At 46.7% G+C, this 16,444-nt stretch carries 18 protein-coding genes; 16 read left to right on the top strand and 2 right to left on the bottom strand.

Annotation, left to right across the window (positions count from 1 at the left end):
* The 10 genes from AC6I5A_RS09350 to ftsZ all read left to right on the top strand — a co-directional run.
* The coding region (locus AC6I5A_RS09350; RefSeq protein WP_497900629.1) for a hypothetical protein at positions 1 to 235 on the top strand (235 nt) is incomplete at its 5' end.
* The gene (gene murD, locus AC6I5A_RS09345) at positions 189 to 1,559 is read left to right on the top strand and encodes a UDP-N-acetylmuramoyl-L-alanine--D-glutamate ligase (protein ID WP_034614846.1); all 1,371 of its coding nucleotides are present in this window, start codon (positions 189 to 191) and stop codon (positions 1,557 to 1,559) included. The genes AC6I5A_RS09350 and murD, both read left to right, overlap by 47 nt.
* A gap of 20 nt (positions 1,560 to 1,579) precedes the next feature.
* Positions 1,580 to 2,671 (top strand): stage V sporulation protein E, encoded by a 1,092-nt coding sequence (gene spoVE / locus AC6I5A_RS09340; protein WP_034614843.1) that lies wholly within the window; start codon positions 1,580 to 1,582, stop codon positions 2,669 to 2,671.
* A gap of 147 nt (positions 2,672 to 2,818) precedes the next feature.
* On the top strand, positions 2,819 to 3,928 hold the full coding sequence (murG, locus tag AC6I5A_RS09335) for an undecaprenyldiphospho-muramoylpentapeptide beta-N-acetylglucosaminyltransferase (protein WP_034614840.1): 1,110 nt from the start codon (positions 2,819 to 2,821) through the stop codon (positions 3,926 to 3,928).
* 215 nt (positions 3,929 to 4,143) lie between these two features.
* Positions 4,144 to 5,046 (top strand): hypothetical protein, encoded by a 903-nt coding sequence (locus AC6I5A_RS09330; RefSeq protein ID WP_034614838.1) that lies wholly within the window; start codon positions 4,144 to 4,146, stop codon positions 5,044 to 5,046.
* The gene (gene murB, locus AC6I5A_RS09325) at positions 4,961 to 5,884 is read left to right on the top strand and encodes a UDP-N-acetylmuramate dehydrogenase (RefSeq protein WP_497900628.1); all 924 of its coding nucleotides are present in this window, start codon (positions 4,961 to 4,963) and stop codon (positions 5,882 to 5,884) included. Before AC6I5A_RS09330 ends, murB begins: the two co-directional genes overlap by 86 nt.
* A gap of 4 nt (positions 5,885 to 5,888) precedes the next feature.
* The gene (gene murA, locus AC6I5A_RS09320) at positions 5,889 to 7,154 is read left to right on the top strand and encodes a UDP-N-acetylglucosamine 1-carboxyvinyltransferase (protein WP_034614836.1); all 1,266 of its coding nucleotides are present in this window, start codon (positions 5,889 to 5,891) and stop codon (positions 7,152 to 7,154) included.
* Positions 7,155 to 7,343: 189 nt separating this feature from the next.
* Positions 7,344 to 8,069, top strand: a complete 726-nt coding sequence (locus AC6I5A_RS09315; protein ID WP_034614833.1) for a cell division protein FtsQ/DivIB — start codon at positions 7,344 to 7,346, stop codon at positions 8,067 to 8,069.
* A gap of 20 nt (positions 8,070 to 8,089) precedes the next feature.
* Positions 8,090 to 8,419, top strand: coding sequence for a small basic family protein (locus tag AC6I5A_RS09310; protein ID WP_034614831.1), 330 nt, complete (start codon positions 8,090 to 8,092; stop codon positions 8,417 to 8,419).
* 268 nt (positions 8,420 to 8,687) lie between these two features.
* Positions 8,688 to 9,749 (top strand): cell division protein FtsZ, encoded by a 1,062-nt coding sequence (gene ftsZ / locus AC6I5A_RS09305; protein WP_034614828.1) that lies wholly within the window; start codon positions 8,688 to 8,690, stop codon positions 9,747 to 9,749.
* A 168-nt stretch (positions 9,750 to 9,917) separates the two neighbouring features.
* Here ftsZ and AC6I5A_RS09300 read toward each other — a convergent pair whose 3' ends face one another.
* Both AC6I5A_RS09300 and AC6I5A_RS09295 read right to left on the bottom strand, forming a co-directional pair.
* Positions 9,918 to 10,706 (bottom strand): MBL fold metallo-hydrolase, encoded by a 789-nt coding sequence (locus tag AC6I5A_RS09300; RefSeq protein ID WP_052167999.1) that lies wholly within the window; start codon positions 10,704 to 10,706, stop codon positions 9,918 to 9,920.
* A 66-nt stretch (positions 10,707 to 10,772) separates the two neighbouring features.
* Positions 10,773 to 11,765, bottom strand: a complete 993-nt coding sequence (locus tag AC6I5A_RS09295) for an aminopeptidase (RefSeq protein ID WP_034614826.1) — start codon at positions 11,763 to 11,765, stop codon at positions 10,773 to 10,775.
* Between the two features lie 280 nt (positions 11,766 to 12,045).
* Between AC6I5A_RS09295 and AC6I5A_RS09290 the strand changes: the two genes are divergently transcribed.
* The 6 genes from AC6I5A_RS09290 to AC6I5A_RS09265 all read left to right on the top strand — a co-directional run bounded on the left by AC6I5A_RS09290 (position 12,046) and on the right by AC6I5A_RS09265 (position 16,431).
* Positions 12,046 to 12,981, top strand: a complete 936-nt coding sequence (locus AC6I5A_RS09290; RefSeq protein WP_497900627.1) for a sigma-E processing peptidase SpoIIGA — start codon at positions 12,046 to 12,048, stop codon at positions 12,979 to 12,981.
* Entirely contained in the window at positions 12,982 to 13,707 is a 726-nt protein-coding gene (gene sigE / locus AC6I5A_RS09285; protein WP_034614820.1) for an RNA polymerase sporulation sigma factor SigE, read from the top strand.
* 60 nt (positions 13,708 to 13,767) lie between these two features.
* A complete protein-coding gene (sigG, locus tag AC6I5A_RS09280) occupies positions 13,768 to 14,541 on the top strand; it encodes an RNA polymerase sporulation sigma factor SigG (RefSeq protein WP_034614817.1) in 774 nt (257 codons plus the stop codon).
* Positions 14,542 to 14,555: 14 nt separating this feature from the next.
* A complete protein-coding gene (locus tag AC6I5A_RS09275) occupies positions 14,556 to 14,714 on the top strand; it encodes a hypothetical protein (protein WP_497900626.1) in 159 nt (52 codons plus the stop codon).
* Between the two features lie 204 nt (positions 14,715 to 14,918).
* Positions 14,919 to 15,194 carry a YlmC/YmxH family sporulation protein gene (locus AC6I5A_RS09270; RefSeq protein WP_034614814.1) on the top strand — a complete coding sequence of 92 codons (276 nt, stop codon included), beginning with the start codon at positions 14,919 to 14,921 and terminating at the stop codon, positions 15,192 to 15,194.
* A 301-nt stretch (positions 15,195 to 15,495) separates the two neighbouring features.
* Positions 15,496 to 16,431: a biotin/lipoyl attachment domain-containing protein gene (locus AC6I5A_RS09265; RefSeq protein ID WP_034614811.1), complete on the top strand. Its 936-nt coding sequence runs from the start codon at positions 15,496 to 15,498 to the stop codon at positions 16,429 to 16,431.
* The last annotated feature ends 13 nt before the right edge of the window (positions 16,432 to 16,444 follow it).

Genomic DNA, 16,444 nt, shown 5'->3' with positions numbered 1-16,444 from the left:
CTCCATGCTCCTTAAGCTAAGAGACTTCCTCTGGCTTGGGAAGTGGATAGGTATTTTGCAAAATAAGGAGATAACATCTGAGCTTAAGACTATTCTGGCTGTAAATAATAGTCCTATGAATCGAACGACCGCAACCGACATAAACAACACTTCCTCAGAAACTAACTTTGGCAGGGAGGATTACATAAGTGGAATGGATAAAAAAACGGGTTTTGGTTATAGGTGCAGGTCTTAGTGGACAGGCGGCTGTTCAGAAGCTTCAGCGTTTGGGAGCGGAGGTTTTCCTGACGGACAGTAAGGGACTGGAGCAGCTCGCAGGTGTTGGGGAGTTAGGGCTTGATCCGGCGCATTTATTACTTGGCAGCGTGCCGGACTTCACGAGGATAAAGCCTGAACTGATCATCTTATCCCCAGGGGTATCCCCTAAACTCTCTTTGGTGCAGGAGGGAATTTCCCATAATGTGCCCTTGTGGAGTGAAGTTGAGTTGGCAATGTATGATTGCCCCGCTTTATGTGTTGGGATAACCGGTACCAATGGGAAAACGACGACCACTTCTTTGATCGGTGAATTGGCAAAGCGAACAGATCGACCTACGGTTGTAGCTGGAAATATTGGAGTGGCTTTAAGCGGGCAAGTGAACGGTTTGGGAGAGAACAGCATTGTTGTGGCTGAACTTTCAAGTTTTCAACTTGAGTTTATTAATAAACTTCGGGTCCAGGTGGCTATTTTGCTGAATCTCACCCCGGATCATTTGGACAGGCACGGGACTCTCGAAGAGTATCTTCAGGTCAAAGCCCGAATATTCGAGAACCAAACAGCTGCAGATTTGGCGATACTGAATTGGGATGATCCATTAGTTCGGGATTTGGGACCGAAATTAACAAGTCGGGTGATGTATTTCAGTCCAACCTCCTTTTTACCGGACGGGGTTAGCCTTTGGCACGATCAGATAGTCTATGCGGAAAAGGAAAAGAGGACTATGATTCCGATTATCTCCAGAAAAGAACTTCAGCTCCGCGGAACGCATAATTTGGAAAATGTCATGGCAGCTGCTGCGGCAGCGCAAGCGTTAGGCCTCTCATGGGCTGAGATTGCAGAAGGGCTCGCCCAATTCAAAGGGGTGGAGCATAGAGAAGAAATTGTGGGGACGTTTGAGGGGATCCTTTTTGTAAACGATTCTAAAGGGACCAATACAGATGCAGCCACCAAGGCCTTACTAGCCTTTGAAGAACCTTTGGTCCTGCTTGCAGGGGGGAAAAACAAAGGGCTTGATTTTCATGATTTCATGAAAGTTGTTCGGGTTAAGGTCAAAAGCCTGGTTTTATTGGGATTAGCGGCTGGGGAAATGGAGCAAGCGGCGCGGGATGAAGGTGTGCAGAGGATTATTAGGGCAGCCACTTTTGAGGATGGAGTAGAGAAAGCGATTGCTGAAGCGGTACCTGGGGATGTCGTTTTATTATCCCCTGCTTGTACAAGTTGGGATATGTTTAAAAGTTATGAAGAAAGAGGGGAATTGTTTAAGGAGTTAGTGCGTAGGCATTATAGGAAACCCATTTAAATTTAAGGGGGGAACTATACATGCGGAGGCATCGACCGGATCTGGTCTTGCTTGGAGCGATTTTAGCTCTGTTAGGGATAGGTTTTATTATGGTGTACAGCTCAAGTGCTGTCAGAGGGTACGTACAGTTTGACGATCCTTATCACTTTCTCAAGATGGAGGTAGTATGGGCTGTAATGGGACTTGGGGCGATGGTCCTAAGCATGTGGGCGGATATGCGAATATTACGCAGATTTGCTAAGCCCGCCCTTTTTATAACGATTGCTTTACTGATTGCAGTAAAAATTCCGGGAATCGGGCGCGAAGTAAATGGCGCAGACCGTTGGATTGGGTTGGGGCCATTGTCGATTCAGCCCTCTGAAGTAATTAAGCTTTCTATGGTGTTGGTGACGGCCCATGTACTGGCGCTTGATCCCCATAAGATTCAGTCGTTTCGCAAAGGGGTTCTGCCAATTCTTGGTTTACTTGGGGTGATTGCGGGACTTATTATGCTGCAGCCGGATCTGGGAACAACCCTGGTCATAGCGGCTACGACGTTTTTTATGTTAATTGCAGCCGGAGCACGGGTTGGGCACATTCTGGCATTGGCAGGGACAGGTCTTGGCTTAGTGGTTGCCGCTATTGCGGCAGCCCCTTACCGAATGCAGCGGATCTTTGCTTTTTTGGATCCGTGGGCAGACCCGTTGGGGAATGGTTATCAGACGATTCAAGCGCTATTAGCGCTGGGCCCGGGCGGATTGTTTGGTTTGGGTTTAGGGCAAAGTCGACAGAAGTTTCTTTATTTACCAGAAAACCATACGGATTTCATTTTTGCCATGATTGGCGAGGAGCTTGGCTTCATCGGGGCTTCTTTAGTAATTATACTCTTTTTCCTTTTCGCCTGGCGTGGATTACGGGTGGCAATGAGGGCACCGGATGAATTTACGGGTTTTCTCGCAGTTGGATTAACTGCCATGGTTTCCATACAGGCGATGATTAACATGGGAGTAGTTAGCGGGGTATTGCCGGTCACCGGAATTACTTTACCGTTTATAAGTTATGGGGGCACATCGCTGGTCTTCACAATGCTAGGAGTTGGTGTTCTGCTGAATATTTCCCGTGAAGTAAGGTAAAAATCGAGGTTCGAAGTTCGAGGCACGAGGTTCGAGTGCATGAGCACTTCTGGGCCTTGCTTGGCTCGTAGGGGTGATCTTCATTTCTCAAAGCAGGGCGTTGGAACTAGCACTTATTGAGCGGATATCCAGAAAGGGGTATGCAAAATGCGTGTAATTTTGACCGGTGGCGGAACAGGTGGGCATATTTATCCGGCGTTAGCCATTGCCAAAGGGTTGTTGGCGCGCGATGCTGAGACCCAAATTCTTTATGTGGGAATCCGGGACGGAATGGAAGCGCGCTTGGTGCCGGAGGCCGGCATTGCGTTTGCGGGGATTTCCGGAAAAGGACTGCCGCGCAGATTAAATCTGGATACGCTAAAAGTTATCGGTAATAGTTTCAAGGCTTTTTGGGAGACGAAGAAACTGTTGCGTCAGTTTCATCCCGATCTGGTGGTAGGAACAGGGGGATATGTGTCAGGCCCGGTTGTTTTGACGGCTGCCCTTTTTGATATTCCCACGTTGCTCCATGAACAGAACGCCTTGCCTGGGATTACCAATCGGATTTTAGCGCGGGTTGTACGTCGTGTCATGGTGACCTTTCCCGAGAGTATGGAGCATTTTGGCGTTAAGAAAAAGCTGAAACTTGTTGGGCTCCCGGTTCGCCCTGAAATTGGACAGGTGTCCCGCGAAGCAGGGGCAACAAATTTTAAGTTGCGCCCGGATCGCTTGACCTTGCTGGTGACAGGCGGGAGCAGAGGTGCGCGAACGATAAATCAGGCTATGATCGAGGTCCTGGCGCATCTTGCTCTGCGCTCGGACATTCAGGTGATCTGGGCAACCGGAAAAACTACGTATAGGGAAATCATTGAGGGGTTAGAGAAAAGAGCAATCTCCTGGGAACGTCCGGAGTGGCGCGTCCTGGAGTATTTGAAAGATATGCCGGAGGCCTTAGCCTGTGCCGACCTTTACATTGGACGGGCAGGGGCTGCCTCCCTGGCTGAGTTGATGGTTGCAGGTATTCCCAGTCTATTAATTCCCTACCCCTATGCGGCGGAGAATCATCAAGAACATAATGCCCGAGCGCTGGTTCAAGCGGGTGCCGCGGAAATCATTTTGGACTCAGAATTGGATGGGGAACGCTTGTGGAAAGAAGTGGAGGCGCTGATTGCTCACCCCTTGCTACTCGCTGAAATGGGAGCAGCTACCGAGAAACTGGCGCAACCTCGGGCTTTAGATAAGATTGTGGACCTCTGTTGGGCTACTGCCTGGCGGTGATCGAGGTACGAAGTTCGTAGTTCGTAGTACGAAAAAACGAGTGAACTCATTCAGGTAAAGCTAAACATCTATGAAGGCGTACAACCCTTAAGCGGGGATCTTGATAATGAACTGCAAGTATGTCGTTCGAATCTCGAATCTCGAACCTCGAGTATGCTCACACCTTTTTACTCCAATGCATAGCATATGGCAGTGAACAAACGAAAGGGGTGAGCATGGTGTGGCCAAAGAGAAAAATACAATTGGTTTCCTCTGCTGCGGCTCCCGGAATTGACGGCGTTCGGGCCATGTTGAAAGGAATCCGGCTTGAATTTTCCGAGGAGGAGGATTTAAGCGAAGGAATCATGAAAAATTGGTGGGAAAAGTCAATGGATCAAAAGGCCGCGACCGAAGGGTTAGGCCCAGTGACAGACGTAGTATTCTGGGATGAGGAGACGGAACACAACGTCTGGCGAGAAAAAGCACTCGCCGAAGGTTTGAACCAGCAATCAATTCAGTCGTTTATACATAATACTTTAGAGGATGAAATAATTTTAAGGGTTTCTGAACCGACGGTTATGATAGAAGGAAGTCCCTTACTAGGGCATGTTTTGCAAGAGGCCGGGTTCGAACCGACCATACTCTGGCCGACGACGGACGGGGAATGGCAATGTGATAGAAATCAGGGTATCCATTGGATAATACCAGATTCCTGGCAGGTAAGCTCCAGCGAGACGCGAGGCGCCAAGAGTGAGGATCTGACCACGGACTGCGGACTACGGACACCGGAACTCGAACCTCGAGCCTCGAGCCTCGAGCATCGTGCGGCAACCTGGGTAGTCCGCGAAAATAGAATTGATTTTTACCGGGCGCAAAATGGTCTAAATTTCGTTGGCCAAATTCCAAGGTGGCCGGAACCGCCGGAAGAGCAAGTTGCTGCTGAAACTATAGCTTGGTGCATTGACTTAGGAGTTTCCTGGCTGGATATACGGTTAGCTCTTAGTTCTTTTTGGAAGAAAAAAATAATGACGGATGACTTGAGGTGGAACATCAATGATATTGGATGGAATGCCTGGGCGTGTGGAGAAGAATTACCCTCTGCATCAATTGACCACCTTGAAGATTGGTGGGCCCGCTGAGGTTGTGTATTGGCCCCAAACAAAGGAAGACTTAGCGACAGTGTGGCAACGTGCCCAGGAAGCAGGAGTTCCTGTGTGGTTGATCGGGCAGGGCTCAAATCTACTGTTGCCTGATGAGGGGCTTCCCGGAGTTACGTTGGTGACTACGTCTCTACGCGTGATAGAGTGGGGTGATCACACAGTTCAGGTTGAAGCGGGGTACCCATTAGCCCGTTTAGCCCAAGAAGCGGGGGAACGTGGCTTTAGCGGCTTGGAATTTGCCCGGGGAATCCCCGGATCGGTTGGTGGTGCAGTCATGATGAATGCCGGTGCCCATGGCGGAACAATAGCTGATCAGATAATGAATGTTACCGCGCTTTGGGCGGATGGCACGGTTAAGAAGGTTGATAAAGCTGAACTCAAATTTGCTTATCGGTTCTGTTCCTTACGCGGCCACGCCTGGGTGTTGGAAGCCGAACTTATGTTTTCTCCAGGAGATCCTAAAGAGATTTTACAAGATATGAAAAAGAACTTAACTTATAGAACGCGCCATCAACCCCTTGAGAAACCAAGTGCCGGTAGTATTTTTAAGAATCCTCCGGGTGATTCGGCGGGCCGATTGATCGAAGCTGCCGGTTGGAAAGGGAAAAGCGTGGGTGGGGCTCAGGTTTCTCATAAACACGCGAACTTTATAGTGAATACGGGTAACGCCAGAGCTAAGGATGTGCTCGCTTTAATGGAGGAGATCCAGAGAGATGTGCAGTTGAAATTTGGGATTACATTGCAACCGGAAGTTGAGTATTTAAGTTCACAATTCGAACATCGAACATCGAACTTCGAGCATCGAAAAGGGGGGTAGGATAATGGCGCTGGATCGCTATGTCATCACAGGAAAACAGCGATTAGAAGGAAGAATCCGGGTTAGCGGGGCGAAAAACTCTTCACTTCCTTTATTAGCTGCAACCGTACTAGCTGAAGGGACGTCTACTTTATTAGGAATCCCGGAGTTAGTGGATATTACGCATATGATTGAGGTACTTAAGCACCTCGGCTGTAGGGTAGTACGCCAGGATAAGGCGATGCATATCAATGCCGGAGGGCTGGAGGCCTGTGAGGTTGATGAAGGACTTATGCGGCAAATGCGGGCTTCTAATCTTATTTTAGGCCCGTTATTAGCCCGGTATGGACGGGTAAAAATATCCAGACCGGGAGGGTGCGCCATTGGTTCCCGCCCAATGGATCAACACATTAAGGGGCTTCAACTTTTAGGGGTTAAGGTTAAAGAAAAGCATGGATATATTGAAGCTTGGACAGATCATTTACAGGGTGCCGATGTCTACCTGGATGTTCCGAGTGTAGGGGCCACGGAAAACATTATGATGGCAGCTGTCTTAGCTAAAGGAATTACCGTGCTTCGTAATGCGGCACGCGAACCAGAAATCGTTGATTTGCAAAATCTTCTAAATAAGATGGGAGCAAAAGTACGCGGTGCGGGCATGGATGTACTTAGGATTGACGGAGTAGAAAGGCTTCATCCCGCTGAACATACAGTCATACCAGATCGAATAGAAGCCGGTACGCATATGATTGCGGCGGTCATGACTGAGGGGGATGTGGTGATTGAGAATATTGTACCAGAACACTTGGAACCGGTTATTGCTAAAATACGTCAGGCAGGAGCTCATGTAACCCTTCTGGATGATTCGGTTCGTGTTCAACAGTGGGGAAGAATTCGGGGCGTGGACCTTAAGACAATGCCCTATCCGGGATTTCCCACAGATATGCAACCTCAGTTTATGGCCATGCTCTCCTGCGTGGAAGGAACGAGCATCATAACGGAAACAATCTTTGAAAACCGTTTTCAGCATGTGGATGAGTTACGCCGAATGGGAGCGCAAATCACGGTTGAGGGAAGAACATCCGTTATTCGTGGGGTTGAGACGCTTGAAGGAGCCTTCGTGGAGGCTTCGGACCTTAGGGCTGGGGCGGCACTCTTCCTTGCAGCCTTAGCGGCTGAGGATGTAACCGTACTCGAAAAAATTGATTACATTGATCGAGGGTATGAAAATTTAGAACAGAAATATCGCCAATTGGGGGCAAAAATACTGAGAATTCACCAGGAAGGATAGCGTATGCAGAATCGAATTCACAATTCGGGCATCGAGCCTCGAGCCTCGTGCATCGCCGTATGTAGAATCGAATTCATAGTTTGAACCTCGAACCTCGAATTTGTGCGTTTTATGTCAAGATAATGTGGCAAAAAAAGCATGACAGAATAGGACGGTATTCGATATACTGGGACAAGGAGGAATTGAGAAATGCAACCCAAAAAAATGAATACGTCCTTTCTCCATGTTACTGTCTTAACGATCTTACTTACCTTGGGTTTGGCTCTTTTCTTTCGTTCCAGTGTTTTTACTGTGCAACATGTAATAGTACAAGGACTTAAACTGAGTACGGAAAGCGAAATCTTAAAATTAGCCAGCGGGGTTCAGGGACAGAACCTGTTTATCTTTGATCAAGAGGCACTCAATAATAAAATTACATTACATCCGTTTGTTCAAAGCGTTCAGTTTCAGCGGAAACTTCCTCAGACGCTTGTAATTATGGTTACCGAGCGGACCCCTATCGCCTTGGTCGTTGTACCAAGTGGGGTCTTGGAGGTGGATGCGCAGGGGACTTTTTTACGCCGTTTAGAGAGTTGGCCTAAAAACGATTATCCGGTGCTTACGGGAATTAATCTTGCGGATACTGTGGGACCAGGACAAAACTTGGCAAACCCATCCCTTACGGCAGCACTTAACTTGCTTGGACAAGCTCCGCCGGATTTACTTTCTCAGGTTGGGGAACTTCACGTGGATCCCATTCAACAAATGACGATGTACCTAAGCAGTGGGGTTGAAGTCCGACTCGGACAAGCTAACGACTGGAAACCTAAATTAGATGCGCTTTTTCAGATTGTAAGCGCTAATGAGTATATATCATTTCAGCAAGGGGTACGATATATTGATTTTACGGCGGCAAAACCTGTAATTGGTCGCTAGGTCAGGGAGGAAGAAGGAACATGTGGTTACCGCTATTAGGCTTAGTTTTGGGATTGGCTATTGGGTATGTCAGCCCGTTCTCAATCCCGATCGAATATGCTAAATACATATCCGTTGGAATATTGGCAGCGCTAGATTCAGTCTTAGGTGGGATACGCTCTGCGCAGGAGGATCATTTCGACAGCACAGTTTTTTTGACGGGGTTTTTTAGTAACATGCTCCTTGCAGCCTTTTTGGCGTACCTCGGAGATCGTATTGGAGTGGATCTTTATTTGGCTGCTGTTGTAGCGTTTGGCGTGCGGTTATTTCAAAATTTGGGAGTTATTCGGCGTCATCTGATAAAAAAGTAATTTGAAATCTTATTATGTATGAAGGAAGTTAAAAGCTTTAGAAACTTTTTATTTTAAAAAAAAGGGATAAGGCATTAACATATCGAATCCGTTATGCAGTATGAAAAAAGTTCGGTGTGAATAATTACTGCACGTCGTTAGTAAGCAGGTTTCAGCGCTCTTTTGTAAATCCAAGCGAGTATTTAAACGGCGCAGTTGAACATTTGTTATAACCTGCACTTTTCCAAAGCGGAGAAACCAGAATGAAGCGAGAGGGGTTAAAGCCTAGATGCTAGAATTTGATACGGAATCAAACCAATTTGCAGAGATTAGAGTGATTGGGGTCGGTGGGGGCGGAAACAATGCGGTTAATCGGATGATTACCGCCGGTTTACAAGGGGTAGATTTCATTACTGTGAATACTGATTCGCAGGCCTTGCAGCTTTCCCGTGCAGGTCAAAAAGTGCAAATAGGTGTTAAGTTAACCAAAGGACTTGGAGCAGGAGCAAATCCTGATATAGGAGCTAAGGCGGCGGAAGAAAGCCGTGAAGAACTTGCCAGGGTGCTAAAGGGAGCGGATATGGTTTTCGTCACTGCAGGGATGGGAGGCGGAACGGGTACTGGAGGAGCGCCTGTTGTTGCGGAAGTGGCCAAGGAAATAGGAGCACTAACGGTAGGCGTGGTTACGCGTCCGTTTACTTTCGAAGGCCGTAAACGGGCTTTGCAGGCAGAAAAGGGAATTGCAGAGCTTAAAAGTAAAGTGGATACGCTAATTACGATTCCAAATGACCGGTTGCTGCAAGTAGTGGATAAGCATACTACGATTAATGAAGCTTTTCGCATTGCAGATGATGTTCTGCGACAAGGGGTCCAAGGGATTTCAGATTTAATTGCGGTTCCTGGTCTGATAAATTTGGATTTCGCCGATGTTAAGGCTATTATGGCGAATACAGGTTCCGCCCTGATGGGTATTGGTGAGGCAACCGGGGAAAATCGAGCCGCTGATGCAGCTCGTAAAGCAATCTCCAGCCCACTGCTGGAAACATCGATTGAAGGAGCAAAAGGAGTCCTGCTTAATATTACCGGCGGTATTAATTTAACCCTCTTTGAAGTGAACGAAGCCGCGGGGATTATTGCGGAAGCCGCAGACCCCGAAGCGAATATTATTTTTGGCGCGGTCATTGATGAGAACCTCAAGGAAGAATTAGTGGTTACCGTTATCGCGACTGGATTTGATCAGCATTGGGCTGGCTTTGGAGTGGTACCGGGAAAAGTTCAGGATAATATAATTAAAGTGGTATCAAAAGAAGGAGACGTTGATATTCCAGAATTTCTAAGGCGTCGGCGTTAATAGTCAGGCAGCCGTTCCTTTTCGATGGAAACACTGCTCAATAGAACAGCGCAATAACGATGTTCATTCCTCCCAATAATTTAGAATTTGCAAACATAGCGGGGGTGTAACGAAATCGTTACACCCCCGCTATGTTATACCGGTTTCGCTCGCAATATTTTAATGTTTTTACTCAGGCAGAATATTCTTAGCCAGGACTATCTGATCGTGGTCTCCTAATACTCTGCTTGGATCCCAGTCTACGATTTTCATTATGGTCTCCATCGTCTTCCATTGAGCCTCAAAGTCCATGTACAGACCGGTCATCCGAAATGGGCAGCTCCGCCCCGGCAACGGCTGCATATTCTCCTGCCCGATTATCGCGTCACCGGCAAAAACATAAGGACCCTTAGCTGTTTCCGCCACGATTGCCATGTGGCCGGGGCAATGACCAGGTGCTGGAATCATGGAAACGTGCTCTGTTATTTTTGTTGTGGCCATGTCAATCTGGATCATTCTTGGTATGGCCGGAAGGAAAAACGGTATAAGCCCTATCTGCCAGTTCTCATAGGAATAGAAAAAGGGAGGCAGCGGATTGAGAGCGAACTCCAACTCTCTTTTGGAAACATAAATTTTGGCGTTAGGATACTTTTCCAAATGGTAGGCATGATCCCAATGAAGGTGCGTAAGCAGAATCAGATCGATTTCTTCTGGTTTGACTCCAACCACTTTCTCCAGTTGGATGTATGATTGCTCTTCGGGTCCAATCTGCGGACTGACATCTTTATGGAATTTAAGGGCATGTTCCGGTGCTGAAGGGCCGGTATCGACCATAATCTTCTTTCCGTCAGCCTCCATATAGAAGCAACCGAAAGCCAGTTCCACTTTGGAACCCATTCCCAATCGATATGTTAGCAGGCCTTTGTCCGCGGTTGCATTCCCCAATTTGAAAGGATATATCTTTACGTTATTCTCCACTGTTCTTATCCCTCCTATCCCGATGTTTTGGAGCCATACTCTGACAAACACACTAGTTTTTGCAATTTATACCAATATTTTTCCTCCCCTGGTCAAAACGTAGTCGTCAACTGTAATGACGGGTTCCTTAATAATCCCCTCCAACCTCAGTTTGGCCTTGCACGTTCCCCCAATGATAATTGTATCCCCCACGCCGATGTGACTGGCGCCGTATAGCTTCTTGTCCGTTCTCATACTTCCGGTGATTGTAATATTAGGATTGGTTCCAATAGAAATCTCAGCAGGACAATTATAGCTATTGGGATCTCCATAGTCATTAAAAATCCTGCGCCATTTTTCCGACTCTAAGCCACCTTCTATCTTTGTCACCATCCCCTTCTCAACCGTCAGCCGGATTGGTTCCTTTAAAAGACCGACTGAGTGAGCCGTTGTATCGAAGACTATAACGCCTTCACCAGTGGCTTCGAGCGGGCAAACATGCACCTCGCCATCAGGGAAAGCACAGCCACCGCCGCCGCTCTGGGACATTATGGTTATTTTTCCTGCTATGTTTCTCCCGGGACGTCCTGCGATACTAGCCGTCAGATCAGTGCCTTGATCAGACTGGACCCGAATCCGTTTCCCTTTCGTGAACAGGTCTGCTACTTTAGCTCCCATTTCACCCATAGCGGTATAGTCTGCATATGCCGGCCCGCCCTGAAGCAGCATATCCGAAGTTAACTCTTCCATAAGTATAAACGACTTGCCCCGCTTGATTAACTCTTCATTCAAAGTGGAATGAGCCAGAGCAGTACTGGTCAGATAGATAGCCAGCTTCAGTTCGGGATCACGGGCCGCATACATTATGGGCGTTGTCGGATCGTATCCGTGGGATTTTCGCGGTGTCATAATGGCCACGCTGGGTTCTATATCGAGTTCATTGGCAACGGCGATTAGAGCACTCCATATTTCCGGCTCCATGCGGGTATCTGTGATGATTAGCAGCTTGTCACCCGGCTTGGCGTTGAGTACAAGGGGGACCCTTACCGCCTTCATGATTTCAACCATTTTTGGATTCATCAACCGAACCTCCTCACTTCTCTCCATAGCCAAGATAGATTCAACTCCATCTTATTATAACATCCCTTTCTTACCTAAGAACATCATGTAATTTGCATATTAATCATTTTACGGGTTATTTACCGCGTATCTTGTGTAAATATGCACATCCTGTCGACATATATGACACATTAAAGAATCGGTGCACCACTCGCATTATTTGTCCTAAAAAATCCCATTCTTGCCCACGGAAAGCGACAGGTTTTACTCCTGATATTAGATATAATTTTGGGAAAAGCGTATGGAAAGGGTGCACCAGATGGGCGTAGCTGAGACTTATCTCGATCTGGATATTCTCATTAACGGAGGAATGGATGCTCTTATTCTCACTCTTACCAGCCGACTTATTCGCCTCCCTGTCCAGCCCGGCCGGATCCTGCTTGGGGCTCTGCTCGGTGAGATTCCAGTGCTCATAGCCTGTTATTCCACTTCTCAGTGGATCACAGTAAGCAAATGGGTTATTCCGTTTTTAATGGTTAGAGCGGCTCTGCGGACTCGGAGACTAATCACTTATCTCAAGGCATTGGCTGGATTCTGGCTTCTATCTACCGGACTCGGCGGATTTGTATATGCCTCATGGGGGTGGGTGCAATTTGATAACGGATTAGGGAGCGCCCCCTTTTCACTAGCCCTATACAATCTTTGGGTCCTTCCGTTGGTTGCGTTAATGTGGTGGTTTTTACAGCATCAATGGCTGCGATGGCAGGAAAGAAACTCAGTTTTGGAGCAAATTATTTATGATTTGGAAATTGATTTTGGCTGTCAAGAACGTGGGGTTGTTTGCATTAAAGCGTTGCTGGACACGGGGAACCATTTACGAGATCCATTAACTGGATTCCCTGTTATTCTTTTGGAAGAGGAGGTTGCCGCGGCTTCTTTGCCGGATAATATGCGATCCTTTTTAAATATCCCCTGGAAAGACTACGAAGATCCTTGGCCGTTATTATGGGGTGTCGATCCCAGTTTAGTAAAACAGCTTGTTTTCATCCCTTTTCAAGCCATTGATCGTCAGAGCTGGTTGTTGGGGATAAGACCTGAACGCGTAACGTGTTTTGACAAAAAGGTATCTCGGCGGATCAAGGCAACGGTGGCACTTGTTAAGCAAGTATTAAGTTCAGAAGGTGAATACCAAGCTTTAATACACCCCGAACATGTGCAGAAAGGTGGAGAAGGATAAATGATGTGGTGGAGGATCGTTCAGGATAAAGCCAGACGCCTTTGGTCTATGCTTCTTCAAAAAATTTGTGGATTAAGTGGAATTTATTATGTTGGAAGCAGTGAAGCCCTTCCGCCACCACTCAACTCGGATGAAGAAGGGGTTCTCTTGGAAAGATTGGAATCAGGAGACCATTCCATTCGGGATATATTAATTGAGCGCAACTTACGCCTGGTAGTCTATATTGCTCGAAAATTCGAAAATACTGGAATAGGGATTGAAGACCTTGTTTCCATAGGAACAATTGGGCTGATTAAAGCGGTCAATACTTTTGATCCCCAGAAGAAAATAAAACTGGCAACTTATGCTTCCCGGTGTATAGAAAATGAAATTCTGATGTATCTTAGACGAAACAATAAGACTCGCTCAGAAGTATCGTTCGATGAACCATTAAACATTGACTGGGATGGTAACGAATTACTCTTATCTGATGTTTTGGGTACTGAAAATGACATTATCTCGAAGCCGATCGAAGAACAGGTAGACAGGCAGTTATTGCATTTAGCGATGGGGAAGCTAACGAATAGAGAAAAGGTAATTATGGAACTAAGATTTGGGTTGGATAATGGCGTTGAAAAAACACAAAAAGAAGTAGCGGATCGATTGGGGATCTCGCAGTCCTATATTTCACGTCTCGAGAAAAGGATTATTCGCAGATTACGGAAAGAATTTTGTCGATTAGAATAACCTAAACCGAGTTAGGGCATACTTCCCAACAGAATTGTTGGCTGGGGAGGTGCTCGGAATTTGGTGATAAATAAAGTTGAAATTTGTGGCGTGAACACCTCAAAATTGCCTGTTTTATCAAGCGTTAAAATGAAAGAGTTATTTGTGGTTTACCAAGCTGGAGAGCGCAGCGCTCGGGACACACTTATTCATGGAAATCTCCGTCTTGTTCTCAGTGTGATTCAGCGGTTTACAAATCGGGGAGAGTATGTGGATGACCTTTTTCAGGTTGGTTGTATTGGCTTGATGAAAGCGATCGACAATTTTGATCTTGGACAAAACGTTAAGTTTTCTACTTATGCCGTCCCCATGATCATTGGGGAAATCCGTCGTTATCTGCGAGATAACAATCCGATAAGGGTGAGTCGCTCCCTGCGGGATATCGCCTACAGGGCGCTCCAAGTGAGAGATCAGTTGGTGGGTGAATGCTCACGCGAACCAACTGTAACAGAGATCGCTGAAAAACTTACTCTACCGCGCGAAGAAGTTATTTTTGCTTTAGATGCTATACAAGAACCGATTTCTTTGTTTGAACCGATCTATCATGATGGAGGAGATCCGATCTTTGTTATGGATCAAATAGGCGATGATAAGCAATCTGACACCGGCTGGGTTGAAGGGCTTGCCGTACGGGAAGCATTACGACGCCTCAGTGAGCGTGAAAAGCTCATTTTGTCTTTGCGCTTCTTCAATGGCAAGACTCAAATGGAGGTTGCGGAAGAGATCGGAATTTCCCAGGCTCAGGTATCCCGTCTTGAGAAATCCGCCATGCAACACATGCGCAAGTATGTTTAGCACATTAGTCTCCAGTGGAGACTAATGCCGAAGCCGCCAGTTATCAGACGAGCTTTACGGCTGAGGATGGCGCGAAGTTCGATACAATGCATGATGCCCGATTGACGATAAGCGAGGAACCAGGAACCAGGAACTTGGAACGCCCAAAGCGCATTGCTTCTTGGCAGATGTGAGGATCGTGCAGGGCACGAAATAAATTTCGCACCTCGCACCACGCACATCGCACCTCGATCAGGGCTATTTTTAGTCTCACTCTCATAAGATGACATATACGATGCACGATATATAATGTACGATGCTCGTTTTTGTGGGATCGGCCTTCGTCTTTCGAGCTTCGTGCCTCGTGCATCGAACCTCGATTTGGGGGTGGTCTAACAATGCGGATCTCGGATTTACGATTATTGGATGTTGTTAATGTTAAGGATGGACGAAGGTTAGGACCCATTAAAGACCTTGACTTGGATCTCGAACAGGGCGTTGTCAAAGGGATTATTGTGCCGGGTCCCTCGCGAAGTTGGGGTTTTTTTAGCAGTGGCAAGTCGGAGGATTATATTATCCCTTGGGACCGTGTTAAGAAAATTGGAGTTGACGTCATCTTAGTTGATGCCCAAAATCTGCCGGGATTTAATACAGACTATGATGATCGTCGTTAATAATACTTGGTATTGAAAAGCATAAGCCCGCTGTTTATGTAAAACAGGGGCTTATGCTTGATGTTTACTCAGAAACCAGGACTAATGGCAGGTTTGTCCTCTGGGATATTAAATGGTATATTTAAGGAAATTAAAGGAGCAGTTTGCCACGAACGTAATCGAGGCACAATCGAGGTTTGAGGTTCGAGGTTCAAATATCGAATATTCAGTAGAAAACCAACAACCAACATCCAAAACATAGAATATGGTCCGAACAATGGACATCGAATTTCGAACATCGAACATCGAACTGGAGGGTGCCATGGCGGGGAATAGAAGAAAACTAATTTATTGGTTTTGGGGCATTCTGTCTATAGTTTTAATCGGAGGAACCTTTTGGTTTATTTTCACTAATTTTACTTCTGGTAATATTAAATTTGAGAGAGCCCAAACCGGAACGATTACTCATGAGCGTAAAGTTGCGGCAACATTTGCGAATCAGGAACTGCCAATATCTGCTCCGTTCTCCTGTAGTGTTCAATTCATGGGCGAAGATGGACAGCGCTTCAGGCGAGGGGAGGTTGTGGGAATCCTTCAACCCGAAGGTGCTGCTGCTGGAACAAAATCGGAGAGTGCGCAGAGCCAAACTATTCTGGCAGCGATGGGGGGACTGTTTTTTCACCAAACCGATGGTCTGGAAACCATCATAACTGCTGAAAACTTAACTTCCATGGATTTGGCTAGATTATTGGGCCAGACAGCTAACGTTAAAATTTCAGGAGCAAACGTTCAAGCGGGGGAATTTGTGGGTAAAATCGTAAATAACCTTATTCCGACTCGGGCATTCCTCGAAATGACCAGTATCGAAGGACTCACGGTCGGAAAGACGATACGTTTAATTGTGGGAGAGCAAACAGTCAATGCAAAAATATTGCGTAAATCAGAGAACCCTATGGGAGTAGTCGTAATGTTTCCTCATTATATCGATGGCTCAGCGACCAAAAGGCGTCAAGATGTTACTTGGGTCTACCAATCGCCAACCAGTGGGGTTCTCGTTCCCAAGAGCGCACTGTGGACGCAGGGAGAGGAACTTGGAGTCTTTCTTTGGAAGGAGGGAGTTGTGCATTTTAAGGAAGTTATAGTTCTCGATCAAGATGACACGCATGCCTGCATTGAAAATTTGACGAGCGGTATCCCCATCGTGGTAACGCCCCGTAACGGACTGGAAGGGTTAGTAGCTGATGTAAAAAATATTTAGGTTTGGGTCTCAT

The organism is Desulfosporosinus sp. Tol-M2, assembly GCF_059735615.1.
Note: the sequence above shows the minus strand (reverse complement) of the source record. Positions and strands in the feature narration are given on the sequence as shown.